Source organism: Variovorax sp. Varisp41, from assembly GCF_047325085.1.
In the GTDB taxonomy this organism is placed as follows: Bacteria; Pseudomonadota; Gammaproteobacteria; order Burkholderiales; family Burkholderiaceae_C; genus Variovorax.
This window is the reverse complement of record NZ_CP168540.1, coordinates 1,271,646-1,297,506: the sequence shown is the minus strand read 5'-3', so window position 1 is coordinate 1,297,506 and position 25,861 is coordinate 1,271,646. Positions and strand designations below refer to the sequence as shown.

28 protein-coding genes are annotated in these 25,861 nt (G+C 70.7%); 20 read left to right on the top strand and 8 right to left on the bottom strand.

Translation table 11 applies throughout. From position 1 onward, the window contains the following. Window positions 1-5 precede the first annotated feature (5 nt). Entirely contained in the window at window positions 6-3,476 is a 3,471-nt protein-coding gene (locus ACEN9J_RS05950; RefSeq protein ID WP_413763592.1) for a molybdopterin-dependent oxidoreductase, read from the bottom strand. After that, a complete protein-coding gene (locus ACEN9J_RS05945) occupies window positions 3,473-4,954 on the bottom strand; it encodes a short-chain fatty acid transporter (RefSeq protein WP_413763591.1) in 1,482 nt (493 codons plus the stop codon). Before ACEN9J_RS05945 ends, ACEN9J_RS05950 begins: the two co-directional genes overlap by 4 nt. A gap of 123 nt (window positions 4,955-5,077) precedes the next feature. On the opposite strand from ACEN9J_RS05945, the gene ACEN9J_RS05940 reads away from it, so the two are divergent. Beyond that, the gene (locus ACEN9J_RS05940; protein ID WP_093341799.1) at window positions 5,078-6,016 is read left to right on the top strand and encodes a LysR family transcriptional regulator; all 939 of its coding nucleotides are present in this window, start codon (window positions 5,078-5,080) and stop codon (window positions 6,014-6,016) included. Between the two features lie 46 nt (window positions 6,017-6,062). Here the strand turns inward: ACEN9J_RS05940 and ACEN9J_RS05935 are convergent, their stop codons facing one another. Next, window positions 6,063-6,929: a pirin family protein gene (locus ACEN9J_RS05935; RefSeq protein ID WP_261205816.1), complete on the bottom strand. Its 867-nt coding sequence runs from the start codon at window positions 6,927-6,929 to the stop codon at window positions 6,063-6,065. 131 nt (window positions 6,930-7,060) lie between these two features. Between ACEN9J_RS05935 and ACEN9J_RS05930 the strand changes: the two genes are divergently transcribed. The 7 genes from ACEN9J_RS05930 to ACEN9J_RS05900 all read left to right on the top strand — a co-directional run bounded on the left by ACEN9J_RS05930 (window position 7,061) and on the right by ACEN9J_RS05900 (window position 11,859). Then, window positions 7,061-7,963 (top strand): LysR family transcriptional regulator, encoded by a 903-nt coding sequence (locus ACEN9J_RS05930; RefSeq protein ID WP_413763590.1) that lies wholly within the window; start codon window positions 7,061-7,063, stop codon window positions 7,961-7,963. Between the two features lie 210 nt (window positions 7,964-8,173). Beyond that, window positions 8,174-8,794, top strand: a complete 621-nt coding sequence (locus ACEN9J_RS05925) for a hypothetical protein (protein WP_413763589.1) — start codon at window positions 8,174-8,176, stop codon at window positions 8,792-8,794. Window positions 8,795-8,807: 13 nt separating this feature from the next. Next, the gene (locus ACEN9J_RS05920; protein WP_413763588.1) at window positions 8,808-9,350 is read left to right on the top strand and encodes a GTP-binding protein; all 543 of its coding nucleotides are present in this window, start codon (window positions 8,808-8,810) and stop codon (window positions 9,348-9,350) included. Then, a complete protein-coding gene (locus ACEN9J_RS05915) occupies window positions 9,347-9,730 on the top strand; it encodes a roadblock/LC7 domain-containing protein (RefSeq protein ID WP_057594938.1) in 384 nt (127 codons plus the stop codon). The genes ACEN9J_RS05920 and ACEN9J_RS05915 overlap by 4 nt, the downstream gene beginning before the upstream one ends. Window positions 9,731-9,823: 93 nt before the next feature. Next, entirely contained in the window at window positions 9,824-10,183 is a 360-nt protein-coding gene (locus ACEN9J_RS05910; RefSeq protein WP_057594939.1) for a hypothetical protein, read from the top strand. Between the two features lie 236 nt (window positions 10,184-10,419). Next, a complete protein-coding gene (locus tag ACEN9J_RS05905) occupies window positions 10,420-11,028 on the top strand; it encodes a nitroreductase (protein WP_413763587.1) in 609 nt (202 codons plus the stop codon). 177 nt (window positions 11,029-11,205) lie between these two features. Then, window positions 11,206-11,859 carry a 2'-5' RNA ligase family protein gene (locus ACEN9J_RS05900; RefSeq protein ID WP_413763586.1) on the top strand — a complete coding sequence of 218 codons (654 nt, stop codon included), beginning with the start codon at window positions 11,206-11,208 and terminating at the stop codon, window positions 11,857-11,859. A gap of 8 nt (window positions 11,860-11,867) precedes the next feature. Here ACEN9J_RS05900 and ACEN9J_RS05895 read toward each other — a convergent pair whose 3' ends face one another. Next, entirely contained in the window at window positions 11,868-12,527 is a 660-nt protein-coding gene (locus ACEN9J_RS05895) for an outer membrane beta-barrel protein (RefSeq protein WP_413763585.1), read from the bottom strand. Between the two features lie 210 nt (window positions 12,528-12,737). Between ACEN9J_RS05895 and ACEN9J_RS05890 the strand changes: the two genes are divergently transcribed. Further along, window positions 12,738-13,631 carry an NAD(P)-dependent oxidoreductase gene (locus tag ACEN9J_RS05890; RefSeq protein ID WP_413763584.1) on the top strand — a complete coding sequence of 298 codons (894 nt, stop codon included), beginning with the start codon at window positions 12,738-12,740 and terminating at the stop codon, window positions 13,629-13,631. Here the strand turns inward: ACEN9J_RS05890 and ACEN9J_RS05885 are convergent, their stop codons facing one another. Together ACEN9J_RS05885 and ACEN9J_RS05880 are read right to left on the bottom strand one after the other, a co-directional pair. Continuing rightward, complete coding sequence (locus tag ACEN9J_RS05885; protein ID WP_261205808.1) at window positions 13,632-14,435, bottom strand: AraC family transcriptional regulator; 804 nt, start codon at window positions 14,433-14,435, stop codon at window positions 13,632-13,634. 55 nt (window positions 14,436-14,490) lie between these two features. Then, window positions 14,491-15,405 carry a LysR family transcriptional regulator gene (locus ACEN9J_RS05880; RefSeq protein ID WP_413763583.1) on the bottom strand — a complete coding sequence of 305 codons (915 nt, stop codon included), beginning with the start codon at window positions 15,403-15,405 and terminating at the stop codon, window positions 14,491-14,493. A 128-nt stretch (window positions 15,406-15,533) separates the two neighbouring features. Here ACEN9J_RS05880 and ACEN9J_RS05875 point away from each other — a divergent pair, with 128 nt between their 5' ends. The 6 genes from ACEN9J_RS05875 to ACEN9J_RS05850 are packed head-to-tail and all read left to right on the top strand — an operon-like array spanning window position 15,534 to window position 19,973. Beyond that, window positions 15,534-16,526, top strand: a complete 993-nt coding sequence (locus ACEN9J_RS05875; protein WP_413763582.1) for a 2Fe-2S iron-sulfur cluster-binding protein — start codon at window positions 15,534-15,536, stop codon at window positions 16,524-16,526. A 30-nt stretch (window positions 16,527-16,556) separates the two neighbouring features. Next, window positions 16,557-17,816 (top strand): aromatic ring-hydroxylating dioxygenase subunit alpha, encoded by a 1,260-nt coding sequence (locus ACEN9J_RS05870; RefSeq protein WP_413763581.1) that lies wholly within the window; start codon window positions 16,557-16,559, stop codon window positions 17,814-17,816. Then, the gene (locus tag ACEN9J_RS05865; protein WP_057594947.1) at window positions 17,813-18,295 is read left to right on the top strand and encodes an aromatic-ring-hydroxylating dioxygenase subunit beta; all 483 of its coding nucleotides are present in this window, start codon (window positions 17,813-17,815) and stop codon (window positions 18,293-18,295) included. The genes ACEN9J_RS05870 and ACEN9J_RS05865 overlap by 4 nt, the downstream gene beginning before the upstream one ends. A gap of 3 nt (window positions 18,296-18,298) precedes the next feature. Then, window positions 18,299-18,667, top strand: a complete 369-nt coding sequence (locus ACEN9J_RS05860; protein WP_057594948.1) for a chorismate mutase — start codon at window positions 18,299-18,301, stop codon at window positions 18,665-18,667. After that, the gene (locus ACEN9J_RS05855) at window positions 18,664-19,623 is read left to right on the top strand and encodes a Bug family tripartite tricarboxylate transporter substrate binding protein (protein WP_413763580.1); all 960 of its coding nucleotides are present in this window, start codon (window positions 18,664-18,666) and stop codon (window positions 19,621-19,623) included. Before ACEN9J_RS05860 ends, ACEN9J_RS05855 begins: the two co-directional genes overlap by 4 nt. 29 nt (window positions 19,624-19,652) lie before the next feature. Next, the gene (locus tag ACEN9J_RS05850) at window positions 19,653-19,973 is read left to right on the top strand and encodes a non-heme iron oxygenase ferredoxin subunit (RefSeq protein WP_261205802.1); all 321 of its coding nucleotides are present in this window, start codon (window positions 19,653-19,655) and stop codon (window positions 19,971-19,973) included. Here ACEN9J_RS05850 and ACEN9J_RS05845 read toward each other — a convergent pair. After that, window positions 19,952-20,566 (bottom strand): DUF2726 domain-containing protein, encoded by a 615-nt coding sequence (locus ACEN9J_RS05845; RefSeq protein ID WP_261205801.1) that lies wholly within the window; start codon window positions 20,564-20,566, stop codon window positions 19,952-19,954. The genes ACEN9J_RS05850 and ACEN9J_RS05845 overlap by 22 nt on opposite strands. A gap of 187 nt (window positions 20,567-20,753) precedes the next feature. Between ACEN9J_RS05845 and ACEN9J_RS05840 the strand changes: the two genes are divergently transcribed. After that, window positions 20,754-21,236: a RidA family protein gene (locus ACEN9J_RS05840; RefSeq protein ID WP_261205800.1), complete on the top strand. Its 483-nt coding sequence runs from the start codon at window positions 20,754-20,756 to the stop codon at window positions 21,234-21,236. A gap of 1 nt (window position 21,237) precedes the next feature. Here ACEN9J_RS05840 and ACEN9J_RS05835 read toward each other — a convergent pair whose 3' ends face one another. After that, entirely contained in the window at window positions 21,238-22,296 is a 1,059-nt protein-coding gene (locus ACEN9J_RS05835) for a DUF72 domain-containing protein (protein ID WP_261205799.1), read from the bottom strand. 66 nt (window positions 22,297-22,362) lie between these two features. Here ACEN9J_RS05835 and ACEN9J_RS05830 point away from each other — a divergent pair, with 66 nt between their 5' ends. The 4 genes from ACEN9J_RS05830 (at window position 22,363) to ACEN9J_RS05815 (ending at window position 25,801) form a co-directional block, all read left to right on the top strand. Continuing rightward, the gene (locus tag ACEN9J_RS05830; protein ID WP_413763579.1) at window positions 22,363-23,847 is read left to right on the top strand and encodes a sensor histidine kinase; all 1,485 of its coding nucleotides are present in this window, start codon (window positions 22,363-22,365) and stop codon (window positions 23,845-23,847) included. Continuing rightward, complete coding sequence (locus tag ACEN9J_RS05825; protein WP_057594954.1) at window positions 23,844-24,473, top strand: response regulator transcription factor; 630 nt, start codon at window positions 23,844-23,846, stop codon at window positions 24,471-24,473. The genes ACEN9J_RS05830 and ACEN9J_RS05825 overlap by 4 nt, the downstream gene beginning before the upstream one ends. A gap of 108 nt (window positions 24,474-24,581) precedes the next feature. Next, window positions 24,582-25,100 (top strand): GlcG/HbpS family heme-binding protein, encoded by a 519-nt coding sequence (locus ACEN9J_RS05820; RefSeq protein ID WP_057594955.1) that lies wholly within the window; start codon window positions 24,582-24,584, stop codon window positions 25,098-25,100. Further along, window positions 25,097-25,801: an ankyrin repeat domain-containing protein gene (locus tag ACEN9J_RS05815; protein WP_172705494.1), complete on the top strand. Its 705-nt coding sequence runs from the start codon at window positions 25,097-25,099 to the stop codon at window positions 25,799-25,801. The genes ACEN9J_RS05820 and ACEN9J_RS05815 overlap by 4 nt, the downstream gene beginning before the upstream one ends. The last annotated feature ends 60 nt before the right edge of the window (window positions 25,802-25,861 follow it).

The window sequence follows — 25,861 nt, the reverse complement described above, 5'->3', positions numbered from 1 at the left end:
GGGGCTCATGCATCGAGCACGAGGTCTTCGAGCGGCACGGCCTGGCATGTCAGGCACACGGCCGGGTCTTCGGGTTCACGGCCATGCAGGTGTGCCACCTTGCCGGCGATCACGCGTACGGCGCAGCTTTCGCATTGCCCCACGCGGCAGCCGCTGGGCAGTGGCAGACCCAGCGATTCGCCGAAGCTCAGCAGCGTGCCCTGCCTGGGCGTCCACGTGGCCGGCCCGCGGTCCGAGCGCGCGAAGCGGACATCGAACTGCTGGGGACCGTCGGTCGGCGGCGCGGCGGGCGAGCGGAACACCTCGCTGAAGATGTCGAAGCGCGGAACGCCGCGCGCCACCAGTCCCGCGATGACGCTGTCCATCATCGCGGGCGGGCCGCACAGGTAGAAGCGCGCCCGCTGCGCGATCAGCGCGTCGTCCACCACACCGGCATCGATGTAGCGGTCCGACTGGTAGTCGATGCCGAGGCGGTCCCCGGGCAGCGGCGCGTTGTAGTGGTCGATCACCCGCAGCCGGGGCAGGCGCGCACGGTGCTGCGCGACGCGTTCGCGAAAGGCATGCGTCGCGCTGTTCTGGTTGGCGTAGTAGAGCTCGATCGCGGGGCCTTCGGCGCCATCGGGCAGCGACTCGAGCAGGCTGATGAACGGCGTGATGCCGATGCCGCCCGCGAACAGCACCAGCGGCTGGGGCGAACGGCGCGGAATCACGAAGCCGCCCGACGGTGCCCGCAGCTCGACCGTGTCGCCGAGCTTCAGCTCGCGGTGCAGGTGGCCCGACATGCGGCCCTGGTACGGCGTGCCGTCGGCCGCTCGACCGCGCTGGTGTCGCACCGCGATGCCGTAGCCGCGCCGATCCTCTTGCTCGGCCGCACCGGTGAGCGAGTAGGCACGCGAGACCGGCGCGCCATCGCCGGGGTCGAGCTTGAGTTCGACATGCTGGCCGGGCCGGTAGTCGGGCAGGGGCCCTCCATCGACGGGCGCGAAGCGGATGCCCAGCACGCCCTCGGCCTCGGGCCGCAGTGCGTCGATGCGAAAGCGCCGCATGCCCGTCCACGCGCGCTGTCGCAACGCCGTGGCGGGATCGCGCTCGATGTCGCAGAGAAAGGAGCGGTGCGGCACCGAGCCGCTGACTGGATCGCAATGGTCGGCCGAGATCAGCGCATTGAAATTGCTGCTCAGCGCACCGTCGACCGGCAGGCCCTCGCGGTCCAGCTCGCTGCAGCCTTGCCACCAGCCGAACTCGGCCACGACGACATCGTCGGCCAAACCGGGCGTGATGCGCGCGACGAAGCGGGCCGCGCCCACGCGCGTGCGGATACGCACCCAGTCGCCCTCGACGATGTTCCTGGCCTGCGCGAGCGCGGGGCTCAGCTCGGCCACCGGCTCGGGCGCGCGCCTGCGCAGCGAAGCCAGGCTGCGATGCTGGCTGTGGCAGTAGAGGCCGTTCTTGGCCGAGCTCAGCACGTAGGGGAAGCGGCCCTGTCCGGTCGCCCTGGCGTCGCGCGGCGTGTCGGCCGGCTCGACGAAGCTCGCCAGGGGCGGCTGGCCGTGGCGCATCAGGGTTTCGGAATAGAGCTCGACGCGGCGCGTGGGCGTGTCGAAGCCGCGCACGCCGGTGGGCGTTCCGCGCGCGTACTTCCGCTCGCCCGCGTCGATGTCGCAGGCCATGCCTTCGGGCCGCTCGCGCAGCTGCGCCACCGTGAGACCCAGCGGCTCGAGGATGTGATTCCACCCGGCCTCCAGGCTGCCGCCGAAGAATGCGTCGCCCATGCCGAGGCGTTGCGCGAGATCGAACAGCACCTCGTTGTCGGAGCGCGATTCCCCGCGCGGCGCCACCATGCGCTGGCGCAACTGCACCCAGCCGGCCGCGCGGTCGTCGATCTCGAAGCCGATGCGCAGGCCCTCGCGCTCCCAGGGCGTGTCGATCGGCAGCAGGATGTCGGCGTAGCGCGCGGCTGGCGTTTCGAACAGGTCGCAATGCACGTGGAATTCGAGCTGCGCCAGCGCCTGCCGCGCGAGCGCGGTGTCGGCCTGCGAGACCGGCAGGTTGGTGCCGAAGGCCATCATCGCGCGCACCTTGTACGGCGCGCCCTCGACGATTGCGCGATAGGTGTCGCGCGCGGTCACCCAGCCATGGGCAGGCGGGCCGATCGGCCGTTCCTTCAGGCCGAGCGCCTTGGCGCGCTGCGCAGCGGGCAGCAGCGAGAGCGCATTGACCGCGTTGACGCGCGGACCCGTGCGCACGCGGTTGCCGCCGATGCGATCGAAGCTGCCGCACAGCGCGTACAGGGTGGCGACCGCGCGTTCCGACTGAGTCGCGTTGGTGTGCTGGCCGATGCCGGTCCAGGCGTGATAGGCCGTGCGGTGCCCGCCGCCGAACAGCTCGGCCGCGGCGCGCAGCGGGGCTTCGGGCACGCCGGTGATGCGTTCCACCTGCTGCGGTGTCCAGGCGGCGCAGGCCTGCGCCAGCAGATCGAAGGCAGGGCGACACGCGAGGCGCTGGCCGTTTTTCCCCGTCACTTCGACCGCACCGCGCAGGCGGAAGTGGGCCGAGCCTTGAGCTCGTGCGGCCCGAGCGGTGTCGTAGGGCACTGCCCCCTGGTCCGCATCGCTCCAGACCATGAAGCGGTCGCCCTCGGCATCGGGCCGCAGGTCGCGCTCGCGCAGCAGATGCCCGTCGTCGTCGCGCACCAGCAACGGCGCATTGGTCCAGTCGCGCGCGAAGGCTGCGTCGAAGCGGTCGTCCTCGATCAACAGGCGGATCAGCCCGAGCGCGAGCGCCGCATCGGTGCCGGGGCGCACCGGCAGCCACACATCGGCCTGGCGCGCCAGCGCCGTGGGACGCGGGTCGACCACGATCATCCGCGCGCCTTTGGCGCGACCCTTCGCGATGGCATTGGCCTGCGCTAGCCAGGTGTTGGTGGGGTTGTGGCCCCACAGCACGATCAGCTCGGCCTGCGCATAGTCGGCCGGCGGCATGCCGCAGCCGAAGGTGAAGGCATGGGCGAAGTCCTTGTGCCAGTTGCAGACCTCGGTCGCATAGCAGATGTTGGGGCTGCCGAAGAGGCGCACGAAGCGCTCGATCCAGTCGATGCTGTCGGACAGCGGCGTGCCGCTCGGCGTCGTGACCGCGAACACCACCGATTCGGCGCCGCTCTCGGCCTTGATGGCGCCCAGGCGCCGGGCGGTCTCGGCCAGCGCCTCTTCCCAGCCGATGCGCACCCAGCCCGGATCCGGGTCGCCCTTGGGCCGCGTGCGGCGCATGGGATGCAGCACGCGATGCGGGCTGTGCACGAGTTCGGGCGCGGCCTTGCCCTTCATGCACATCGCCTGGCCGGTCGGGTGCGCCGTGTCGGGGCGCACCGACACCAGCATGTCGCCGCGCACCTCGTTGAGCGTGCCGCAGCGCGAGCGGCAGAGCGTGCAGTAGCCGGGCTTGGTGTGCGTCGTGGCCGCGGCCATCGAAGCGCTCATGGCATCACGGGCGCCACGTAGCTCAGCGTGCGACCCAGGAACCACAGCATGAAGAGCACCAGCGGCGCATGGACCAGCAGTTGCAGGAAGGTGAAGCCGACGATGTCGCGCGCCTTCAGCGAGAGCACGCCCAGCAGCGGCAGCATCCAGAACGGGTTGATCAGGTTGGGCAGCGCCTCGGCCGCGTTGTAGACCTGCACCGCCCATCCGAGGTGGACCTTGAGCTCGTTGGCCGCCTGCATGACGTAGGGCGCCTCGATGATCCACTTGCCGCCGCCCGAGGGAATGAAGAAGCCCAGGATGGCGGAGTACGCGCCCATCACCACCGCGAAGCTGTCGACGCTGGAGATGCTCACGAACAGGTGCGCGATGCGGTCCGACAGCGTGTGGCCGCCGTCGCCCTTGGCGGCGGTCAGCATGGCCGCGATGGCGCCGTAGAGCGGAAACTGGATGATCACGCCCGCGGTCGAGGGCACCGAGCGCGACACGGCGTCGAGAAAGCTGCGCGGGCGCCAGTGCAGCAGCGTGCCGATCATCAGGAACAGCAGGTTGTAGGTGTTGAGCCCCGCGATCGCGATCAGCGGGCTCTTGGCCATGAACTCCTGCGCGAGCCAGCCGAAGCCGAGGGCGCACAGCAGCAGCGTGAGCAGCGGGCTGCGCTCGAGCCATTCGCCGGGGCGCCGCGCGGCGGTTGCGTCCGTCGCCGGCTTGGCCTCGGCCAGGTCGATGCCCAGGTCCTGCGCCGTGACAGCGCTCTCGGCCGTGGGGGCGGACCACAGCGCGATCGCGACCGAGACGGTGATCAGCACCAGCGCCATCACCATCGACTGCCACAGGAAGATGGTCTGGCTGAACGGGATCACGCCGGTGATGTCGAGGATGCTCTTGGGCAGGCTGGCGGCGTTCGCCTGCAGCTGCGCCGCCGAGGAGCTCAGGCCGAGTGCCCAGGTCGCGCCCAGCCCGAGATAGGCGGCCGCGCCGGCGGCGCGGTAGTCCATGCGCAGTTCGGTCCGGCGCGCCAGGGCGCGCACGTAGAGCGCGCTGAAGATCAGCGAGATGCCCCAGTTGAACAGCGACAGGATCATGCTGATCGCCGCCACGTAGGCGATGGCCTGGCGCCCCGAGACGGGCACCGCGGCCAGGCGGCCGATGAAGCGCGCGGCCGGCGGCGAGGTCGCGACCACGTAGCCGCCGATCGCCACCAGCGCCATCTGCATCGTGAAGACGATCAGGCTCCAGAAGCCGTCGCCGAAGGACTTGGCCACGACCAGCGGGCTCGATCCATTGAGCAGCGCCGCGACCGCGACCACCGCCGCCGCGATGGCCGCGAACACGTAGGCATCGGGGAACCAGCGCTCGGCCCAGGCGGTGAAGCGCAGGCCCAGTCGGCTCAGGAGGCCGGGACCCGCGGGGCCGGGGTGCGCGGCGGAAGGGCGCAGGGCGTCTTGCCCGGGGGCTGTTCTCGATGTCGAAGGCATGGTGTCTCCAGTGGCTGGGCCTGGGGCGTCTTTCGCGCCCGGAATGTCGTGCGGGGCGACTATGGGCGAACACCGGAGCCAATTCAAATATTGAATATCAATAGAGTGATATAGGATCGATCTATGTCGATCACGATCAAGCAGCTGCAGCACTTCGTCGCCACGGCCCACACGGGGCAGGTCTCGCGCGCGGCCCAGCGCTGCTACGTGAGCCAGCCCTCGTTGACGACCTCGCTGCGCAATCTCGAGACCGCGCTGAAGGTCCAGCTCTTCACGCGGCACTCCGACGGGCTGCGACTCACGGTGCATGGCGAGGGCTTCCTGCGCCACGCGCAACACATCCTGCGCACGCTCGAAGTGGCGGTGGAAGAGACCCACGGCTCGGCGTCCTCCGTCGAAGGGCGCGTGCGCATCGCCATCACGGACACGGTGTCCGAATACATGCTGCCGAAGATCATCGGCGCCATGCGCCGGCAGTTGCCGTTGATCGAGTTCGAACCGGTCGAGCGCAACCGCGAGGAGATCGAGGCGGGGCTGCGCAGCGGCGAGTTCGACCTCGCCGTGGTGCTGGTCTCGAACCTCTCGCAGGCGCCCGACATCCGGCGCGAGAACCTGCTGAAGTCGCAGCGGCGCCTGTGGACCTCGCTCGATCATCCATTGGCGACCGGGCAGTCGGTGTCGTTGCGCGAGATCGCGGAGCTGCCCTTCGTGCTGCTCGACATGGACGAGCACGTGGAGACCGTGGGCCGCTACTGGGGCGCGGCCAAGCTCGAACCCAAGGTCGTGTTCCGTACCAAGTCGATCGAGGCCGTGCGCAGCCTGGTCGCGCAGAACGTCGGCGTGACGATCCTGTCGGACCTGGTGTTCCGCCCGTGGTCGCACGACGGCGGCCGCATTCGCCGCACGGCGATGGCGGGCGCGGTGCCGTCGATGGACCTGGGGCTGGCCTACCGGCGCAGCGGCGTGCTGTCCGAAGCGGTCGCGGCCTGCGCGAGCACCTTGCGGCTGCTGGCCAAGACGGTGACGCGCGAGTCGGATCTGCGGGCCGGCGACGGCCCCTGAATGAAAAAAGCCCCCGCGTCTTTTCGAAACGCGGGGGCTCGATCGCTCAGGCCGGCATGCGGCCGAAGCGGCCGCCGTTGAAGTCGGCCATGGCCTGACGGATCTCGGCCTCGCTGTTCATCACGAACGGACCGTAGCCCACCACGGGCTCGTCGATCGGCTCGCCCGACAGCCACAGCACCGTCGCGTCGCTGTTGGCCTCGATCTCCACGCCGCTGCCGGCGGTGTCCAGATGCACCAGCTGCCCCTCGCGCGCGACCGTCTCGCCGTTGACCAGCACCGTGCCGCGCAGCACCACCAGCGCCAGCGTGCGGCCTTCCTTCGCCTCGAAGCGGCCGACGCGGCCCTGGGCGATGCGAAGGTCCCACACGTCCATCGGCGTGAAGGTGCGTGCCGGGCCGCGCTGGCCGTCGAACGCGCCGGCGATCACGCGCACCCGGCCCGCGCCCTCGGGCAGGTCCACCGAGGGGATCTGCGCGTCGAGCAGGGTCTGGTAGCCGGGCTCGGCCATCTTGTCCTTCGCGGGCAGGTTGACCCAGAGCTGCACCATCTCCATCGTGCCGCCGCGCTCGGTGAAGGCGCGCGAGTGGAACTCCTCGTGCAGGATGCCGCCGCCGGCGGTCATCCATTGCACGTCGCCCGGGCCGATCAGGCCACCCGCGCCGGTGGAGTCGCGATGCTCGACCTCGCCCTGGTAGACGATGGTCACGGTCTCGAAACCGCGGTGCGGATGCTGGCCCACGCCGCGCGGGCGGACGGCCGGTTCGAAGGCGGTCGGCGCCGCATGGTCGAGCAGCAGGAACGGGCTCAGGTGCTTGCCCAGGCCGTCGTAGCCGAACAGCGAGCGCACCGGAAAACCGTCGCCCACCCAGTGCGTGCGAGGGGCGCTGTAGACACCGAGAACCTTCTTCATCTTCATCTCCTTGCGTCGCCAGGACGAGGGTCCTGGCCGATGGATAGAGAATATGGGTTGAACGATGGCTGCGGTAGATGGCGATATTTGCCATCAGAGTTCTATTTTGTGAACGATGAGGGGTGCGAGCGATGAAGGACCTGAACGATCTCTACTACTACGTGCAGGTGGTGGACCACGGCGGCTTCGCGCCCGCGGGCCGCGCGCTGGGCATGCCCAAGTCCAAGCTCAGCCGGCGCATCGCGCTGCTCGAGGAGCGCCTGGGCACGCGCCTGATCCAGCGCTCGACGCGGCGCTTCGCCGTCACCGAGCCGGGCCAGACCTACTACGGCCACTGCAAGGCGATGCTGGTCGAGGCCGAGGCGGCCGACGAGGCCATCGCGCTGACCCAGGCCGAGCCGCGCGGCGTGGTGCGCATGACCTGCCCGGTGGCGCTGCTCGACACGCATGTCGGCGACATGGTGGCGGCCTTCATGGTCGCGCACCCGCGCGTGCAGATCCACCTCGAGGAAACCAACCGCCGCGTGGACGTGGTGGGCGAGGGCGTCGACGTGGCGATCCGCGTGCGGCCGCCGCCGATCGAGGACAGCGAACTCGTGATGCGCGTGCTCGCCGGGCGCGGGCAGTGCCTGGTGGCGCATCCGCAACTGCTCTCGGGCGGCATCCCGAGTGCCCCCGCCGATCTCGCGGGCCTGCCGAGCATGGACCTGGGCCTGCCGCAGCACGAGCATGTGTGGACCCTGATCGGCCCCGACGGCGCGCAGGCCGCCATCCGCCACCAGCCGCGCCTCGTCACGCGCGGCATGCTCGCGTTGCGCGCCGCGGCCCTCGCGGGCGTGGGCGTCGTGCAACTGCCCTCGATGATGGTGCGCGAGCAGATCGCGCGCGGCGAGCTGATCCACGTGATTCCGGGCTGGGCGCCGCGGCGCGAGATCATCCATGCGGTGTTCGCTTCGCGGCGCGGGCTGCTGCCGGCGGTGCGGGCGCTGGTGGACTTCCTGGTGGAGCGTTTCGCGGCGTTGGACGAGGACTGAACCTGCGTTCCATTTGCCGGGTGCAAGGGGTGCTCGATTCGCAACAATTCGCGTCAATCGCAACTTGAAACCCATCGCCGGCAACAAGTGTTGTGGATTTCTTCTCAGTGTTTGCCCGAATGTCGGGCTGCACTTGTACATCTGTACATCCTTTGATTAACAACATTAACAATATGCACGTATCAAAAAAATACAGTCAGGGAAGAAGTTATGCCACTCGTTCTGGGCGTCATGGGGCTCCCTCCGATTGAGGTCGAGCTCCTGAGAATCATCGTCCGCCTCAGTTCCAATCTCCGCTCGCGCTGGACGGTCAGCGAATCGCAATCCTGCGACCTGCTGCTGGTCGATGGCGACGGGCCCGCCGCCGAGCGGCAGGCGCCGCCGGCACGTTTCGTGGTGCCCATGGTGCCTCGCGGCGCCGATGCCGCCACGCTCGCCAGTTGCGCGCTGGCTCGCCCCATCTATGCCGAAGAGGTGGTCGAGCTGCTCAACAAGGTCACGCCGAACGCGTCGCCGGACGACGCGGCGCAGGCCGGCGCGCGCGCCTCGCTGACGCGCTGGCCTTCGCAGGCGACGCTGCAGCGCCACCCGGCCCACGTCAGGCTGGCGGCCGCGCTCTCCAAGAGCGCGCAGTCGGCCGAGAGCCTCGCCGCGTTGGGCCAGGTCGATGTCGAGGCGTGCCGCGCCTTCCTTCGCCTGCTGGCGGAAGAAGGCGCCCTGGCCTGGACCCGGGAGGCGTCGAGTGCACCTCGCGCGGCCGCGACCGCCGACGCTCGGCGGCAGAAGCAGGGGCTGCTTTCGCGCATCCGCCGGCGTCTCGGCCTGTCCTGAACACGGGCGCGCCATGAGGGATTTCAAGCTCGTCTTCACGGGCCCGATGGGCGTGGGCAAGACCACGGCCATCGCCGCCATCAGCGAGACCGCGCCCATCGCCACCGAGGTCGCCAATGCCGACGCCTCCGTGGCCAAGGCCACCACGACGGTGGGACTGGACTTCGGCCAGGTGACGCTGGACAACGGCGACCGGCTGCGCCTGTACGGCACGCCGGGGCAGGCCCGCTTCGACTTCATGTGGAAGATCCTGGTGCGCGATGCGCTGGGCCTCGCGATCCTGATCGACAACAGCCGGCCCGATCCGCTCGCCGACCTGGCGGCCTACCTCGACGGCTTCGCGGGTGCGCTCCAGAAGATGCCCTGCACGATCGGCGTCACCCGGCTGCGCACGCATCCCGCGCCCACGCTCGACGATTACGCCGGTGCGCTCGCGGCCCGCGGGCTGGTGCTGCCGGTGCTGGCGATGGATCCGCGCCGCAAGGACGAAGTCGTCGCCCTGATCGAGACCTTGCTGATGCAGATCGAGGCGATCGACGAGGAGGTCGCGCCATGAAGATTCCCCACGCGCTCAGGCTGCGCGCCGCGGCCGAGGCCCGCGGCGTGCTCGACGAGACGAGCGGCGTCGTCTCCGTGGTGGTCGCCACGCCCGACGGCTTCGAGATCGCCCATGCCAGCCTGCGCGACTTCGACCCCTCGCGCATCGCAGCGATGGCCAGTTCGATGGCCGCCATCGGGGCCGTCGCCTCGCAGGAGGCGCGGCTCGGCCGCTGCACCTGCATCACGGTGGCCACCGACAAGGGCTTCGCGCTGGTGAGCCCGGTGCGCAACGGCGAGACGGAGCTGGTGGTCAACGTCATCGCCGACGCCGGCGCGGTGCTCGCGCAGGTGATGTACCGGACCGCCGCCTGCGTGCGGACGCTCGAGGCGCCTTGACGCGCCGATCGCAATTTCCGGCGGAGGCGGGTTGCATGCGACGCCGCCGCTTCATCCTTTCATTCGCATGATCATCGACAGGGAACAAGACACATGGCCACGATCCAGAACAGCCTCGACAACCTCCTGACCGCCGACGGCGCCCTGTGCGCCGCCGTGGTCGATTCCGCCAGCGGCATGATGCTCGGCGCCATCGGCACCGGCGTCGACCTCGAAGTGGCGGCCGCCGGCAATACCGAAGTGATGCGCGCCAAGCTCAAGACGATGCGCGCCCTCGGCCTCAACGACAGCATCGAGGACATCCTGATCACGCTCGGCAAGCAGTACCACCTGCTGCGGCCGATGGCGCAGAAGGAGGGCGTGTTCATCTACTTCGTGCTCGACAAGGCCAAGTCGAACCTGGCGCTGGCGCGGCGCAAGCTGCAGGAGGTCGAGAAGGACATGAACTTCTGAGCCTGCGCGCACCGGGTGCCTTATACGCACCCGGTGCATGGGCAATGCGGCGCCGATACGATGGCTCGCTCGTTCGCCGCCCCGTCGAACCTTGGTGACCGCTTTCTTCGTCGCGCACGAGGAGCCGGATGCCAGCCATCTCGCCCGATGCGGCGGGACAGCCCGCCACTGAACCCTTGCAGCACCTGTCACTCCCCGCGGGGCGGCTTCCTCGTCTCGAACCGAAGGACGCCGACATGCATGCCGACACAGACATCCCCGCTTCGCTCCGGCGCGAAGCCCTCGACCTGCTGCTGCAACGCCATTCCCCCTGGCCGCTGACCGATCCCGCGCCGCCGCAACGGGAGCTCGACCTCGTCTTCCAGGCCGCGCTGCGCGCGCCCGACCACGGCCAGCTCCAACCCTGGCGCTTCATCACCATCCGCGGCGATGCCCGCATCGCGCTCGGCGAGGTGTTCGCACGAGCCGCGCGGGAGCGTGATCCCGAAGAAGACGGCGAGCGCTTCCGCAACAAGGCGATGGCCGCGCCGCTGCTGATCGCGCTCTGCGCGCGCGTGCTGGCGCCGCACAAGATTCCCGAGTCCGAACAGGTGCTCGCGGTCGGCGCCGCCGCGATGAACATGCTCAATGCGTTGCACCTGCTGGGCTATGGCGGCTTCTGGGCCACCGGGCTCAACAGCTACGACCCGAATGTGCGTGGCGCGCTGGGCCTGGGCGAGTCGGACCGGCTGCTGGGCTTCCTCTACGTCGGCACGCCGAAGGAGGCGACGCGCGCGCCCGAGCGCCACGCGCCCGAAGCCTTCGTGCGCGAGTGGACGAGCCCGGCGATCGACGTGGCCCGCTGAAATTTCTTCGCGCGGCGGCCCCGGATCGCGCCGGGCATCTGTACCATTCAGCCCCTCCCACGAATGCCATCCGCCGTGCGGTCCTCGACCGCCACCGCACGTGCCCCCACGCTTGACTGCCGCCATCCGCCACACCCGCCGCCGCGCGCCCACGTCCCCGCACGAGGGTCGACGCGCATGAAGTCCCGCCGCACCGCCCCCGCGCCCGAGCAGTTGCTGCTGCCCGGCATCGACGCACCGCCGCCACCGCTGCGCACGCGTGAGCGCGCCACGCCCGGCCAACGCGCGCCGCGCAAGCCGCCGCCGGCGCACGTGCTGTTCTTCGCGCTCCAGCCGGGCGAAGAAGATGCCGCGCGCATCGCGGCCTGGAGCGCGCAATGGCATGCGGAACGGGACCTCCGCGCCATGCATGTGGAGCCCGACCGGCTGCACGTCACGCTGCATGACCTGGGCGAGCACGACGAGCTGCCGCGCGACAGGGTCGAGCTCGCGATCGCGGCCGCCTCGCGGCTGCACCTGCCGCGCTTCGAGGTGGCGTTCGACGGCGTGATGCGCTTCGCCAAGGGCGCCTGCGTGCTGCTCGGTGGCGACAACGGCGAAGTGGCCGCGCTCGCGGCCTTCAGGCAGCGCCTGGGCGAGGTGCTGGCCGACGCGGGCTTCGCGCCCAAGCGCGCCTTCACGCCGCACCTGACGGTGTCGTACCTGCGCGGCGCGATGGAACCGGCCACGGTCGAGCCGGTGCGCTGGACCGCCGCGAGCTTCGCGCTGATCGACAGCCGGCGCGCCGAGGGCGTGCACGAGGTGCTGGGCCGCTGGGCGCTGCCGGGCTGACGCCCGCGTCAGAAGTTCGCGCGCACGCCCACGGTCAGCAGGCCGGCCTTGGCGTGCTTCGAGACCTTGCCGAAGTAGTCGTAGTCGGCCGTGATCGAGAGATTGCGCGTCACCGCGTACTCGGCACCGAAGCCGGCCATCAGGCCCGTGCCGTTGCCGCCGATGCTCTCGCCGCCGAACAGGCGGTGGCTGTTGCCGGCCGAGACCCGGCCATGCGCCACGCCGAGCCGGCCGTTGAGCGCGAACGACTCGCCCAGCGGCAGCCGGGCGGTGGCGGCCGCGTAGAACACCTGGCCGGTGCCGTTCTCGAGCACCGAGTTCGCGCCGAACACGCTGTAGCTGGTGTTCCATTGCTTCACTCGGCCCAGCCGCGCATAGCCGCCTTCCACGCCGAAGGTGTCGCTGAAGCGGTAGCCGCCATAGAGCTTGAACGCGGTGCCGCTCTTGCTGTTCTTCTCGCCGCCCCAGGGCACGGGCACGCGCGAGGACGAGGGCAGGCTGTAGCTCGAGCGGCCGATGGCGCCGCCCACGTACAGGCGGGTGCCGTCCTTGCCGTAGTCGGCCGCGCCGGCCTGCGTCGACGCGGCGGCGGCCAGCAGCAGGGCGGACAGGAGGACGGCGGTGCGCAGGGGCGAAGTCTTCGGGAGCGAGGCTTGGATGGAATGCATGAAATGCCTGGAAGTGAGATGAAAAAGAAGGGAGCCACAGGCCTCACGCGGTGCGCCGGTGGTTGCATTCATTCTCGAAACCGAGCCTGAAGAAAGGCTGCGCCTCCCCTGAAGGCTTCGTGAAGCCGGCCGCTGCACAAGGCTTCAAGACACGGCGTTCGCCGAGCCATAAGGTCTTGCGTCATCCCTCATGCATTCACGGAGACGCGGTTGACTGACATCGAACCCCTCGGATTCATCGGCCTCGGCGTCATGGGCCAGCCCATGGCGCTCAACCTCGCGCGCGCCGGCACGCCGCTGGTCGTGTGGAACCGCTCGCCCGCGCGCGCCGAGCCGCTGCGCGAGGCCGGCGCGCAGGTCGCGGACTCACCCGCGCAGGTGCTGCGTCGCACGCGCATCGCGATCCTCATGCTGGCCCACGGCGAAGCGATCGACGAGGCGCTGGGCCGCGGCACGCCGGCCTTCGCGGACAACGTGGCGGGGCGAACCATCGTCCACATGGGCACCACCTCGGCCGCGTATTCGCAAGCGCTGGCCGACGAGGTCCGTGCCGCGGGCGGGCGCTATGTCGAGGCGCCGGTCTCGGGTTCGCGCAAGCCGGCCGAGGCCGGGCAGCTGGTGGCGATGCTGGCCGGCGACGCGGACGCGGTGGATGCGCTGCGGCCGCTGCTCAAGCCCATGTGCCACGAGACCGTGGTCTGCGGCCCGGTGCCGCAGGCGCTGCTGATGAAGCTCTCGGTCAACCTGTTCCTGATCACCATGGTCACGGGCCTCGCGGAGGCCTTCCATTTCGCGGACCGCCACGGGATCGACACGCGCAAGCTGGTGTCGGTGCTCGAGGCCGGGCCGATGGCCAGCGCCGTGTCGCGCGTGAAGGCGCAGAAGCTGCTCGCGCGGGACTTCGAGGTGCAGGCCTCGATCGTCGACGTGCTCAAGAACAACCGGCTGGTGGCCGAGGCGGCGCGCGCGGCCGGCGTGGCCTCGCCGCTGCTCGATGCCTGCCATGCGCTCTATGGCGAGACGCAGGCGCTGGGCCTGGGCGCGCTCGACATGGCGGCCGTGGTGCGCGCGATCGAGGCGCGCACCGATGCGGGCGCGCGCTGATCAGCCCAGCGCCGCGCTCCAGCGCGCGGGCGTGAGGCCGTAGGCCTGCTTGAACTGGCGCGACATGTGGCTCTGGTCGGCGAAGCCGGCCGCGTCGGCCGCATCGGCCAGCGAGCTGCCTCGCCGCAGCAGCCGGCGCACCGCGTCGAGCTGGCGCAGCGTGCGGAAGCGGCTCGGACTGGTGCCGAAGGCCGCGCGGAACTGGCGCGCGAGCGACCAGCGGTCGAGGCCGGAGAGCCGCTCGAGCGCCGCCATCTCTGGGCGTTCGGTCGGCGTGGCGGCGATGTGGTCGCGCACGCGTCCGAGGCCGGCAAGCTCGAGCGAGCCGGGCGCCCGGGGCTGACCCGAGGCGGCATTGGCCAGCAACTGCGCCACCGCGACCGCCAGTTCGGTGCGCAGCACCTCGTCGTCGATCGCGGCATCGAAGTCCCAGATCTCGCGCGCGCCGCCGAGGGCCCGCAGCCGCGCCGCATCGAGCACCGGCTGCGCCACGAAGGGCAGCGGCCTGCCATGCAGCGCGTTCTGCACCAGCGCGGGATCGACGTAGAGGATGCGGTAGCCGAAGCCGTCGTCGGTGCCCGCGCCGCCGTCGTGCAGCTCGTCGGGATGCAGCACGTGGCACTGGCCCGGCAGGCACTGCTGCTGCGTGCCGCGGTAGCGAAAGCGCTGCACGCCCGCGAGCGTGATGCCGATCGCGTAGGTGTCGTGGCGGTGCGGCGAGAAGGCCTGGCCGTGCAGGTGGGCCTCGAGGCGTTCGATGCCTTCGGTGCCGGGGGCGATCCGGATGCGGGGGGAGGGCGCCATCGTGATGCGGAAAAGGGCAGTGGCCGTGTTTGTACGCCGAACCCGAAGACCGTGCTCAGTCGCCGTCGGCGAACTGGTCGAACAGCAGGCCGCGCAGCCACTGGTTGCCCGGATCGCGGTGCAGCTTGGCGTGCCAGAACAGGTTGATCGCGATCTGCGGCAGCGCCACCGGGTGCGGTCGCCACACCAGCCCGAAGGGCTCGGCGATGCTCTGCGCGAGCCGCTCGGGCACGGTGGCGATCATGTCGCCCGAACGCAGGATGTGGCCGATGGCCACGAAGTGCGGCACGCGCAGCCGGATGCGCCGCTGGATGCCCTGCGCGGCCATCACGTCGTCGGCCTTGCCGTGGCCGGTGCCCGCGGCCTGCACCAGCACGTGGTCGGCCGCGACGAAATCCTTGAGCGACACGCTGCGCTTCTTAGCCAGCGGATGGCTGTCTGCGAAGAGGCACACATAGCGCTGGCGGAACAGCCGGCGCTGGAACACGCCCGACTTGAGCTGCGGCAGCAGCCCGATCGCCAGGTCGACATGGCCGGCCTCGAGTTCCTCGCGCAGGTTCGTGGCCGTGTTGTTGCGCACGGTGCTGATGGTCACGCCCGGCGCGACCGCGGACAGCGCGGCCATCAGCTTCGGCGTGAAGTAGATCTCGCCGATGTCGGTCATCGCGAGCGCGAAGGCCCGCGTGCTGGTGGCGGGGTCGAACACCACCTGCTGGTTGAGCGCGGTGTGCAGCGCGCCCATCGCATAGGCCACCGGCTCGGCCAGCTGCAGCGCGAAGGGCGTGGGCTCCATGCCGCGCGCGGTGCGCAGGAACAGCTCGTCGCCCAGCAGCTTGCGCAGCCGCGCGAGCGCGTTGCTGATCGCGGGCTGCGACAGGCCCAGCGAGGCGGCCACGGCCGACACGCGCTTCTCGGCCAGCATGCGGTCGAACACCAGCAACAGGTTGAGGTCGATGTCCTTGAGCTGCATGCCGGACCTTTATTCATTTCGGTGATGAAGAGAATTCACGGAATTCTATTGGTCAATCGGCGACGGCCGCGCATCATCCGTCCCCGAGACAACCGGCGCACCGCGCCCGCCCACGAGAAGAACATCCGATGGACCTGCACATCCACCCCCTGGCCCGCACGCTCGAGGTCCGCCCCGGCGCGAACCTGCTCGAGGTGCTGCGCGAGCACCATGTGCCGGTGTCGTACAGCTGCATGGCCGGGCGCTGCGGCACCTGCCGCTGCAAGCTGGTGTCGGGCCAGGTGCTCGACGCGGGCCAGGACGCCATCCGTCCCGACGGCCAGGGCGAGCGCTACGTGCTGGCCTGCCAGGCCACCCTGACCGAGAGCTGCGCGATCGAGATCCCCGAGCCCGACGAGGTGGTGGTGCATCCGGCGCGGGTGCTCAAGGCGACGGTCACCGGTATCGACACGCTGACCCACGACATCCGCCGCCTGCGTCTCAAGCCCAACAAGCCGCTCGAGTTCTCGCCCGGCCAGTACGCGCAATTGCAGTTCGCGCCGGGGCTCGCGCGGCCGTACTCGATGGCGGGCCTCGGCCGCGACGACGAACTCGAGTTCCACGTGCGCCGCGTGCCCGGCGGGCGCGTCACCGCGCATGTGTTCGAGCAGCTGCGCGTGGGCGACGCGGTGCGCGTCAGCGGGCCGCTGGGCACCGCCTACCTGCGCACGAAGCACCGCGGGCCGATGCTCTGCGCGGCCGGCGGCACCGGGCTGGCGCCGATCCTGTCGATCGTGCGCGGCGCCATCGAGGCCGGGCTCACGCAGCAATCGATCCACCTCTACCTCGGCGTGCGCTCGGCGGCCGACGTCTATGGCCTCGCCGAACTGCGCGAACTGCAGGCGCTGCATCCGCGCCTGACGGTGCAGGTGGTGGTGGTCGCCGGCCCGGCCGAGGCCGGCCAGCGCCTGGGCCTGATCACCGACGCGATCCGCGCCGACTGGCCCGGCAGCCTCGAGGGCTGGCGCGCCTACCTCTGCGGCTCGCCGCCGATGGTCGAGGCCGTGACGCAACTGGTGCGCGGCCGCGGCCTCGCGCCCGAGCAGATCCATGCCGATGCCTTCTACCTGCAAGGCACCTGAAGAATTGCCGGAAAGACAAGGAGACCCGCGATGACAACGCAAGCCGTGTTCCCCATCGAGCTGCGCTGGGAGAACGAGCAGACCAGCCGCATCCCGTTCAAGGCCTACACCGACGAGGAACTGCACCTGAAGGAGCTGCAGCGCTTCTTCTACGAGAAGCACTGGTGCTACGTCGGCCTCGAGGCCGAGATCCCGAACCCCGGCGACTTCAAGCGCACCGCCGTCGGCGAGCGCTCGGTGATCCTGGTGCGCGACATGGAGGGCGAGATCCACGTGGTGGAGAACGTCTGCGCGCACCGCGGCATGCAGTTCTGCCGCGAGCGCCAGGGCAACCGCAAGGATTTCGTCTGCCCCTACCACCAGTGGAACTACTCGCTCAAGGGCGACCTGCAGGGCGTGCCGTTCCGCCGCGGCGTGAAGCAGGACGGCAAGGTCAACGGCGGCATGCCCGGCGACTTCAAGCTCGAGGAGAACGGCCTCAACAAGCTCAAGGTGGCGCGGCGCGGCGGCGTGGTGTTCGCCTCCTTCGACCATGGCATCGAGTCCTTCGAGGACTTCCTCGGCCCCGAGATCCTGCGCTACTTCGACCGGTTGTTCGACGGCCGCAAGCTCACCATCCTCGGCTACAGCCGCCAGCGCATCCCCGGCAACTGGAAGCTGATGCAGGAGAACATCAAGGACCCGTACCACCCGGGCCTGCTCCACACCTGGTTCGTGACCTTCGGGCTCTGGCGCGCCGACAACAAGTCGGAGCTCAAGATGGATGCGCGCGGGCGCCACGCCGCGATGATCTCCACGCGCGGCAGCGCGGGCAAGGCCGCGCAGGTGACGCAGGTCTCCAGCTTCAAGGAGAGCATGCAGCTCAAGGACCCGCGCTTCCTCGACATCGTGCCCGAGCCCTGGTGGGGCGGGCCGACCGCGGTGATGATGACGCTGTTCCCGAGCCTGATCCTGCAGCAGCAGGTCAACAGCGTGTCGACGCGCCACATCCAGCCCGTGGGCCACGATGCCTTCGATTTCGTCTGGACCCATTTCGGCTTCGAGGACGACAGCGAGGAGATGACGCAGCGCCGCCTGCGCCAGGCCAACCTGTTCGGGCCGGCGGGCTTCGTGTCGGCCGACGACGGCGAGGTGATCGAGTTCTCGCAGCAGGGCTTCGAGCAGAAGCCCTACCACCGCACGCTGGCCGAGCTCGGCGGGCGCGAGGTCGAGAACACCGACCACATGGTGACCGAGACGCTGATCCGCGGCATGTACCGCTACTGGCGCGAAGTGATGGAGGCCGCATGAAGCAGCTCGACCCTGCCGCCTACCTCGAGCTGGCCCGGCTCTATGCGGCCTATGCCCATGCGGTCGATTCGGGCCAGTGGAGCCTGTGGCCGGCCTTCTTCACCGAGCAGTGCAGCTACCGGCTGCAGCCGCGCGAGAACCACGAGCGCGGCCTGCCGCTGGCCACGCTGTCCTTCGAGAGCCGCGGCATGCTCGAGGACCGCGTCTACGGCATCCAGGAGACGCTGTTCCACGACCCGTACTACCAGCGCCACGTGGTCGGGCTGCCGGTGGTGCACGGCGTCGACGACGACGGCACCATCCGCAGCGAGGCCAACTACGCGGTGTTCCGCACCAAGCTCGACGGGCCCTCGACCGTGTTCAACGTGGGCCGCTACATCGACCGCGTGGTGTCCACGCCCGAAGGCCTGAAGTTCGCGTCGCGCCTGTGCGTGTTCGACAGCGAAATGATCCCGAATTCCATCATCTATCCGATCTGAGCCATGCAGGACAAAGAACCCGAGACCCACGGCGCGCCGCTGCGCCGCTTCACCGACCCGGCCTACCGGCCGCTGTGCGCCAACCTCGCCGAGGTGCGCGAGAACATCGACGCGCTCGACCGCAAAATCGTCGCGCTGCTGGCCGAGCGCGGCCGCTACGTGAAGGACGCGGCGCGCTTCAAGCGCGATGCCTTCCAGGTCTCGGCGCCCCAGCGCCAGCAGGAAGTGATCGACAAGGTAAGGGCGCTGGCCGAACAGGAGGGCGCCTATCCCGAGGTGGTGGAGGCCGCCTACCGCGCATTGATCGCGGGCTTCATCGCGCGCGAGCAGCAGGATCACCTGGGCATGGTGGACGTGGAGGCGCGGCCATGAAAACCTTGCTCGTGTTCGCGGCCACGGCCGCCATCGCCATCACGGCCCAGGCCCAGGACTGGCCGCAGCGTCCCGTGCGCGTGATCGTGCCCTTCGCCGCGGGCGCCTCGCCCGACATCCTCGCGCGCATCGTCAACGACAAGCTCGCCTCGCGCATCGGCCAGCCGCTGATCGTGGAGAACAAGCCCGGCGCGGGCGGCAACAGCGGCACCGACCAGGCCTCGAAGGCCGCGCCCGACGGCTACACCTTCCTGCTCTCGGTCAACGCGCCGCTGGTCTACAACACCATCCTCTACAAGAACCTGCCGTACGACCCGTTCAAGGACCTGGTGCCGGTGTCGCTCGCGGCCACCACGCCCAATGTGTGCGCGGTGTCGAACGGCATGAACGTCGACTCGGTCAAGTCCTGGCTCGAGGCGCTGAAGCGCAACCCCGGCCAGTTCAACTTCGCCTCGACCGGCAACGGCTCGATCTCGCACCTGGGCGTGGAGCTGGTCAAGCTCAAGACCCGGTCCTTCGCGGTCCACATTCCCTATGCGTCCTCGGGCCAGGCCGTCACCGCGATCATCCAGGGCGACGTGCAGTTCGCCTGCCTGCCGCCGGTGTCGGTGATGCCGCAGGCCAAGGCCGGCCGGCTCAAGGCCATCGCCGTGACCTCGGCCGAGCGCTCGGCGCTGCTGCCCGAGCTGCCGACCCTGCGCGAATCGGGCCTGCCCGACATCCAGGCCGTGCCGTGGTTCGCCTACATGGCGCCCAAGGGCACGCCCGATGCGATCGTGCAGCGCATGAGCCGCGAGATCGCCGCGGTGCTCAAGGACCCCGAGGTGCAAAAGCGCCTGCAGACCGCGTACTTCGATCCCGTGGGCAGCACGCCCGAGGCGCTGGCGAAGTTCATGGGCGAGGAACTGCGGCGCTGGAAGCCGGTGATCGAGCGCACGGGCCTCAAGCCCGACTGACAGCCACCCACGCCACGAAGGAAAAGAACATGACCACGATCACCTGGATCGACGCCGCGGCGGTGGACGACGTCCCCGCCGACGACGTGATCGGCATCGACGTGCAGGGCCGCGACATCGCGCTCTATGGCACCGAGGACGGCATCCATGCCACCGACAACATCTGCACTCACGGCCATGCGCGGCTGTGCGACGGCTTCCTCGAGGGCCACGAGATCGAGTGCCCGCTGCACCAGGGCCGTTTCGACGTGCGGAGCGGCAAGGCGATGTGCGCGCCGCTCACCGAGGACCTGCGCAGCTACCCGGTGAAGATCGAGGACGGGCGGGTCTACCTCGCGTTCGAGGCCTGAACGGCGGCGGGCAGCTGGCGCTCGCGGCGCCGGCGCCTGGCCTTCGACGGATGCCACTGGTGCGTCGAGGCCTTGAAGGCCGGCCGCTCGAGCGCCATCGCCTCGAGGAAGCGCGGGCCGAGCTGCAGCCGCGGCGTGGCCAGCGAGGGATCGAAGTCGGCCTCGACGCGGCCCACGTCGGGCACGCGCGCATAGCGCAGCACGCGGTAGCCGGCATCGACCAGCAGCGCATCGTGGGCCTCGCGCAGCGCGCGTTCCTTGCGGCCGGCCTTCTCGTCGAGGCCGACCACGGCCACCACCTCGAAGTTGCGGTCGCAGATGACGAAGTCGGCGATCTTGCGGCCGAAGCCGCTGCGCGCGGCGCGGGTGCGCGCGGTGAGCAGGGCGCCGAAGCTCACCTGCGGCAGCACCACGAGGTCGGGCAGCGTCTGCACCAGGCGGTGGTACATGGCCTGCTGGCGTTCGTTGAGCGGCGCGCGCGGACGCGGGCGTTCGACGAAACCGCCGCGGCTGTCGTTGCGCTTCTGCGCGATCAGCACGACCAGGAGCAGGGCGAGGGTCGCCAGAACGACCACGAATAGAAATGTATTCATCTGTAACTCTCCTTCAGCGGCGAGTCTCGCACGAGTGAAAGCGAGGGCCTTGGCAAGCCCCTCGAAGCCTCGGACCAGGGCTTGCGCGCGGCCTCTGTTGCGGCTGCATTTCGCGGGCTCTGTATCTGTTCGCGGCGCGCCGGTGCGGCGAAGATGGCGCCTTTTCTTTCAGCTGGAAATTCCGCCCATGACCGCCTCCGCCCATCGCCAACAGACCGCCGACCGCATCGCCGCCGAGCTCGGCCACAGCTTCGAGGGCGAGATCCGCGTCGGCGGCCACTATGCGTCGGCCGTGCGCGACGGCAACACCGTCTACATCAGCGGCCAGGTGCCGCGCGTGGGCACCACGGTGATGGTCAAGGGCCGCGCGGGCGATACCGTGTCGCTCGAGCAGGCGCGCGAGGGCGCGCAGATCTGCGCGCTGCGCGCGCTCGCGATCCTGCGCCGCGAGCTCGGCTCGCTCGACGCGGTGCGCCAGGTGCTGCGCGTGGGCGTGTTCGTGCAGTGCAGCGCCGACTTCACGCTGCACAGCGAGGTGGCCGACGCGGCCTCGGACCTGCTGCACGAGGTGTTCGGCGACGCGGGCGTGCATGTGCGCACGGCGGTCGGCGTCTATGCGCTGCCGAAGAACGCGACGGTCGAGGTCGAGATGACCGTCGCGGTCGACTGACTCAGCGCAGCAGCAGGTCCGCCACTTCCTGCGCCAGGGTCGCCACGGTGCGCGGCGCGCAGCCCTCGGCGTTGTTGCTCACGGTGACGAAGGCGTTCTGCCCGGCCTTCACGGTGCCCGCGATCACGCGCGCCAGCGCCTGGCGCGTCTCGGGATCGGGGTCGACGATCTTGTCGAACGGGCCGTAGAGCTTCTCGGCGTCCTCGTAGCCGTAGCGGCCGTGGCGCCGGTGCAGGTTCCAGCGGCACACCAGCGGGCGCGGCCACAGCGCGCGCAGCATCGGCAGCTGGTCCTCGATCGGCGGCATCTTCGCGTGCAGGCCCAGGCACCAGGTGGCGCCCACGCTGCGCAGCATGGCGGCGAACTCGGGCGTCATGAGCTGCGGGTCGCGCACCTCGACCGCGACCACCGCGTCGGGCGCGGTCGGCGTGAGCGGCGGCAGCGCGGCAATCATCGCGGCGAGGCGCTCGAGCAGCAGCGGCACGTCGGCCAGCACGGGCCGCGGCAGCGGGCTCAGCTGGAACACCAGCGCGCCGATGCGGTGGCCCAGGCCCTGCAGCGCGGGCTCGGCGAACTCGCGCACCGCGAGCTCGGCGCTGAGGAAGGCCGGATTGATCTGCGTGCCGCGGCCGCTCTCGTCGCGCACCGTGGCATCGGTCACCACGCTCGGCGCCTTCACCACGAAGCGGAAGTCGTCGGGCACCATCGCGGCATAGCGCGCGTACTGGCTCGCGGTGAGCGCGCGGTAGAAGTTGCGGTCCAGGCTCACGGTGCGGAACAGCGGATGCTGGCCATAGGCCGCGAGCCCGTTCTTCGACAGCACGGCCTCGGCGTACTCGCCGTCCCACACGAGGCCGGCCCAGCCCGGGTAGTTCCACGACGAGCCGCCGAAGCGCAATTGCGGCGGCAGCTGCAGCGCGAGGTCGACCAGCGCGGGATCGGCGGGCGCCGGCTGCACGGTGCCGCCGCGCGATTTCTTCGGAGCCGGCGCATCGTCCGCGGGCGCGGGCGGCGCCGAAGGGGGAGATCCGGGGAGGTCGGGGAAAAGATGGTCCTGCATTGCACTGATGCCTCGGGCGCGCATTCTCGCCCGGCCGGCGCCTGCCTGCCGGGCACAATCCGCGCCATGAAACAGTGGTTGCGCACCCGCGGCGGATGGTGGCTGGCCTGGCTGGCGCTGTCGGCCATGGGCGCGGTCTGGCTCGCGCGCGCGGAGATCGAGCGGCTGCACCAGGCCTTCGACACCGACGCGCGCATCGCGCACCGCCTGATGAGCCAGCAGGTGGTGCAGTACGACGCGGTGCTGGCCACGCTCGCATTGCTCGAGCCCGCGAGCGGCGGTGGCGCCGACCGTCCAGAGCAGCGGCTGCCCGCCGTGTACTCGTCGATCCTCGGCGTGCAGCGGCGCGCGCGCGGCGAGGCCTGGCCGCCGGGGCCGCAGGCCGAGGCGCTGGCGCGGGCCGAGGCGCGCTCGCGCGAACTGCATCGCGCAGAGTTCGCGGCGCTCGACCTGCCGCACGGGCGCTACCTGCTGGCGATCGGCGCCGACCCGGTGAGCTATGCGCTGGCCATCGACCTCGCGGGCACGGTGCCCTGGCGCGACTGGCCCATGAACCCGCAGCAAAGCCCCGTGCGATTGAGCCTGCAGCGCGATGGCCAGCAACTGGTGCTGCAGCCGGGGCGCATCGGCGAGGGCGGCTGGCGCTTCGACTTCTCCAAGGTGCTGGCCTCGCCGAGCCAGCCCTTCGACCTCGTCGCGCAGCGCCAGGTGGGCTGGTCCGAGCTGCCCTGGCGCGCGATCGCGCTGTGGACGCTGGCGATGGCGCTGCTGGTCGCGGGCCTGTGGACCGCAAGGCGCCAGCGCGTGGCGCGCCGCCGCGCGGAAGAACTGCTGCGCCTGGGCCAGGTCGCGCGGCTCAATGCGCTCGGCGAGCTGTCGGCCGGCCTCGCGCACGAACTCAACCAGCCGCTGACGGCCGTGCTCGCCAATGCGCAGGCCGCGCGCCGGCTGCTCGACGAGGAGCCGCCCGACATCGCCACCGCGCGCGGCGCCATGGGCCAGGCGGTCGAACAGGCACGGCGCGCGGCCGGCGTGGTGGGGCGGCTGCGGCGCGTGATCGAGCGGCCCGAGGCCGGCGGCGAGCTGCGCCCGCTGGCGCTGCACGAGGTGGTGCGCGATGCGATGCACCTGCTGGCGCCCGAGTTCGAGCAGCGCGGCGTCGCCGTGCGCTTCGATGCCGCGGCCCAGCCGCCGCTGCGCGTGTTCGGCGAGCCGGTGGCGCTCGAGCAGATCGTGCACAACCTGCTGATGAACGCGCTGCAGGCGCTCGAGGGCGTGCCGGCGGGCGAACGGCGCATCGAGATCGAGCTCGCGCGCCAGGGCGGGGAGGGCATGCTGGCCATCGTCGACAGCGGCCGCGGCATCGCGCCCGAGGCGCTGCCGCGCCTGTTCGAACCCTTCTTCAGCACGCGCGAAGGCGGCCTGGGACTGGGCCTGAGCCTCAGCGAGACCCTGGCCAGCGGCATGGGCGGCAGCCTCGAGGCGGCGCATGCATTGCCGCGCGGCGCGCGCTTCACCCTGCGGCTGCGGCTGGAAGAAAGCGCCCGATGAACGTCCAGCCCCAATCCCCGCTGGTGCACCTGATCGACGACGACCAGGCCGTGCGCGAGAGTCTCGCGCTGCTGATCGGCACCGTGGGCCTGCGCGTGCAGGCCTGGGCCGATCCGCAGGCTTTCCTCGCGGGCTTCGACCGCACGGGCATCGGCGCGATCGTGCTCGACGTGCGCATGCCCGGTATCGGCGGACTGACCGTGCTCGACCGGCTGGTGGCGCAGGGCGTGGACCAGCCCGTGATCATGCTGACCGGCCATGGCACCGTCGAGATGTGCCGCCGTGCCTTCAAGGCCGGCGCGGCCGAGTTCCTCGAGAAGCCGGTCGACGACGAGCAACTGCTCGAGGCGCTGCAGCAGGCGGTGCGCCAGCACGTGCGCTCGCGCGAGCGTTCGCAGGCCGACCAGGCGGCGCGCGAGCGGGTCGCGCAGCTGTCGGAGCGCGAGCGCGAGGTGCTGGCCTTCATCGTCGCCGGCCTCACCAACAAGGAGATCGCGCGCGAGCTCGCGCTGTCGCCGCGCACGGTGGAGACGCATCGCGCGAACCTGTTCGCCAAGCTCGAGAGCGATTCGCTGGCGCAGCTGATCCGGCGCTACGCGCTGCTGGTCGATAGCGAGGCTCCGTAGAACTACGGAGCGCGCCCCGCAGCCGTACGAATGGCCGCGCCGACGCGCCTTTCCTACAGTGGCGCAGCCGTCGGCAACGGGCCGGCGCCACTCACTGGAGACCCCTTCATGCATTCGTCGCTTCGCTTCGCCACCCTCGCCGCCGCCGTCGTCGGCCTGGCCGCATCCACCCTGGCCCAGGCCCAGACCGCCGCGCCCGCCGCGGTGCGCACCGAGCGCAACATCTCGCTCGCGCTGGCCAACCAGATCGCTGCCGAGGCCGTCGCCGCCTGCGCCGCCAACGGCTACAACGTGGCCGCCACCGTGGTCGACCGTGCCGGCACCGTGCGCGCCGTGCAGCGCGCCGACAACGCCGGTCCGCACACGCTGGCCTCGAGCGAGCGCAAGGCCTGGACCTCGGCCTCGGCCAAGAGCCCCACGCAGGCCATGATGGAGAACGCGCAGAAGAACCCCGGCGCCGCGAACCTGGTCTACCTGCCGGGCTTCCTGCTGCTGGGCGGCGGCGTGCCCGTGAAGTCGGGCAACGAGGTGATCGGCGCGGTGGGCGTGGGCGGCGCGCCCGGCGGCCACCTCGACGAACAGTGCGCGAACGCCGCGCTCGAGAAGGTCAAGGGCCTGCTGGGATGAGAACGGCGCGCGCGCTTCGGCTCGCTGCTTGCCTGGCGGCGGCGCTGGTCGCGGGCGTGCCGGGCGCGGCCATGGCCCAGGTCGCGCCCACCGTGGCCGAGGGCCGGGCCTACGAAGGCTTGCACCGCGCGGCCTGGCAGGGCGACCTGCCGCGGCTGCGCACGCTGGTCGCGGGCGGCGCCAGGCTCGATGCGCGCGATGCACGCGGCCGCACGGCGCTGCAAGTGGCCACGCATGCGCGCCAGCGCGAGGCGATCCGCCTGCTGGCGCAGGCCGGCGCCTCGCTCGACGTGCTCGAGGACGACCGCTACGACGCCGTGACCATCGCCGCGGTGGCCGACGACCCGGCCACGCTGGCGCTGCTGCTGTCGCTGGGCGCGAGCGCGAAGCAGGTCACGAGCCGCTACGACGGCACCGCGCTGATCGCGGCCGCGCACCTGGGCCACGACGAGGTGGTGCGCCAGCTGATCGCGGCCGGCGCGCCGCTCGACCATGTCAACAACCTGCACTGGACCGCCGCCATCGAGGCGGTGGTGCTGGGCGATGGCGGCGAGCGGCACCAGCGCACGTTGGCCGCGCTGATCGGTGCGGGCGCGAATCTCTCGCTGGCCGACCGGCAGGGGCGCACGCCGCTGCAGCTCGCGGTGGCGCGCGGCTATACGGCGATGGCCGATCAGTTGAGGGCCGCGGGCGCGCGCTAGTTGCGAGGGAGAATCGGGCTTTTGCTGCCCGAGACTCCGCCATGCCGCTTTCCGTCGACA

What these genes read in the sequence shown, in the direction of transcription:
- ACEN9J_RS05925 (WP_413763589.1), top strand. Translation starts at nt 8,174, where the DNA reads ATGCCACTCGTTCTGGGCGTCATGGGGCTCCCTCCGATTGAGGTCGAG.
- ACEN9J_RS05915 (WP_057594938.1), top strand. Translation starts at nt 9,347, where the DNA reads ATGAAGATTCCCCACGCGCTCAGGCTGCGCGCCGCGGCCGAGGCCCGC.
- ACEN9J_RS05835 (WP_261205799.1), bottom strand. Translation starts at nt 22,296, where the DNA reads ATGCAGGACCATCTTTTCCCCGACCTCCCCGGATCTCCCCCTTCGGCG.
- ACEN9J_RS05860 (WP_057594948.1), top strand. Translation starts at nt 18,299, where the DNA reads ATGCAGGACAAAGAACCCGAGACCCACGGCGCGCCGCTGCGCCGCTTC.
- ACEN9J_RS05845 (WP_261205801.1), bottom strand. Translation starts at nt 20,566, where the DNA reads ATGAATACATTTCTATTCGTGGTCGTTCTGGCGACCCTCGCCCTGCTC.
- ACEN9J_RS05920 (WP_413763588.1), top strand. Translation starts at nt 8,808, where the DNA reads ATGAGGGATTTCAAGCTCGTCTTCACGGGCCCGATGGGCGTGGGCAAG.
- ACEN9J_RS05935 (WP_261205816.1), bottom strand. Translation starts at nt 6,929, where the DNA reads ATGAAGAAGGTTCTCGGTGTCTACAGCGCCCCTCGCACGCACTGGGTG.
- ACEN9J_RS05840 (WP_261205800.1), top strand. Translation starts at nt 20,754, where the DNA reads ATGACCGCCTCCGCCCATCGCCAACAGACCGCCGACCGCATCGCCGCC.
- ACEN9J_RS05870 (WP_413763581.1), top strand. Translation starts at nt 16,557, where the DNA reads ATGACAACGCAAGCCGTGTTCCCCATCGAGCTGCGCTGGGAGAACGAG.
- ACEN9J_RS05865 (WP_057594947.1), top strand. Translation starts at nt 17,813, where the DNA reads ATGAAGCAGCTCGACCCTGCCGCCTACCTCGAGCTGGCCCGGCTCTAT.
- ACEN9J_RS05905 (WP_413763587.1), top strand. Translation starts at nt 10,420, where the DNA reads ATGCATGCCGACACAGACATCCCCGCTTCGCTCCGGCGCGAAGCCCTC.
- ACEN9J_RS05830 (WP_413763579.1), top strand. Translation starts at nt 22,363, where the DNA reads ATGAAACAGTGGTTGCGCACCCGCGGCGGATGGTGGCTGGCCTGGCTG.
- ACEN9J_RS05820 (WP_057594955.1), top strand. Translation starts at nt 24,582, where the DNA reads ATGCATTCGTCGCTTCGCTTCGCCACCCTCGCCGCCGCCGTCGTCGGC.
- ACEN9J_RS05825 (WP_057594954.1), top strand. Translation starts at nt 23,844, where the DNA reads ATGAACGTCCAGCCCCAATCCCCGCTGGTGCACCTGATCGACGACGAC.
- ACEN9J_RS05940 (WP_093341799.1), top strand. Translation starts at nt 5,078, where the DNA reads ATGTCGATCACGATCAAGCAGCTGCAGCACTTCGTCGCCACGGCCCAC.
- ACEN9J_RS05885 (WP_261205808.1), bottom strand. Translation starts at nt 14,435, where the DNA reads ATGGCGCCCTCCCCCCGCATCCGGATCGCCCCCGGCACCGAAGGCATC.
- ACEN9J_RS05930 (WP_413763590.1), top strand. Translation starts at nt 7,061, where the DNA reads ATGAAGGACCTGAACGATCTCTACTACTACGTGCAGGTGGTGGACCAC.
- ACEN9J_RS05880 (WP_413763583.1), bottom strand. Translation starts at nt 15,405, where the DNA reads ATGCAGCTCAAGGACATCGACCTCAACCTGTTGCTGGTGTTCGACCGC.
- ACEN9J_RS05900 (WP_413763586.1), top strand. Translation starts at nt 11,206, where the DNA reads ATGAAGTCCCGCCGCACCGCCCCCGCGCCCGAGCAGTTGCTGCTGCCC.
- ACEN9J_RS05850 (WP_261205802.1), top strand. Translation starts at nt 19,653, where the DNA reads ATGACCACGATCACCTGGATCGACGCCGCGGCGGTGGACGACGTCCCC.
- ACEN9J_RS05950 (WP_413763592.1), bottom strand. Translation starts at nt 3,476, where the DNA reads ATGAGCGCTTCGATGGCCGCGGCCACGACGCACACCAAGCCCGGCTAC.
- ACEN9J_RS05815 (WP_172705494.1), top strand. Translation starts at nt 25,097, where the DNA reads ATGAGAACGGCGCGCGCGCTTCGGCTCGCTGCTTGCCTGGCGGCGGCG.
- ACEN9J_RS05910 (WP_057594939.1), top strand. Translation starts at nt 9,824, where the DNA reads ATGGCCACGATCCAGAACAGCCTCGACAACCTCCTGACCGCCGACGGC.
- ACEN9J_RS05855 (WP_413763580.1), top strand. Translation starts at nt 18,664, where the DNA reads ATGAAAACCTTGCTCGTGTTCGCGGCCACGGCCGCCATCGCCATCACG.
- ACEN9J_RS05895 (WP_413763585.1), bottom strand. Translation starts at nt 12,527, where the DNA reads ATGCATTCCATCCAAGCCTCGCTCCCGAAGACTTCGCCCCTGCGCACC.
- ACEN9J_RS05945 (WP_413763591.1), bottom strand. Translation starts at nt 4,954, where the DNA reads ATGCCTTCGACATCGAGAACAGCCCCCGGGCAAGACGCCCTGCGCCCT.
- ACEN9J_RS05875 (WP_413763582.1), top strand. Translation starts at nt 15,534, where the DNA reads ATGGACCTGCACATCCACCCCCTGGCCCGCACGCTCGAGGTCCGCCCC.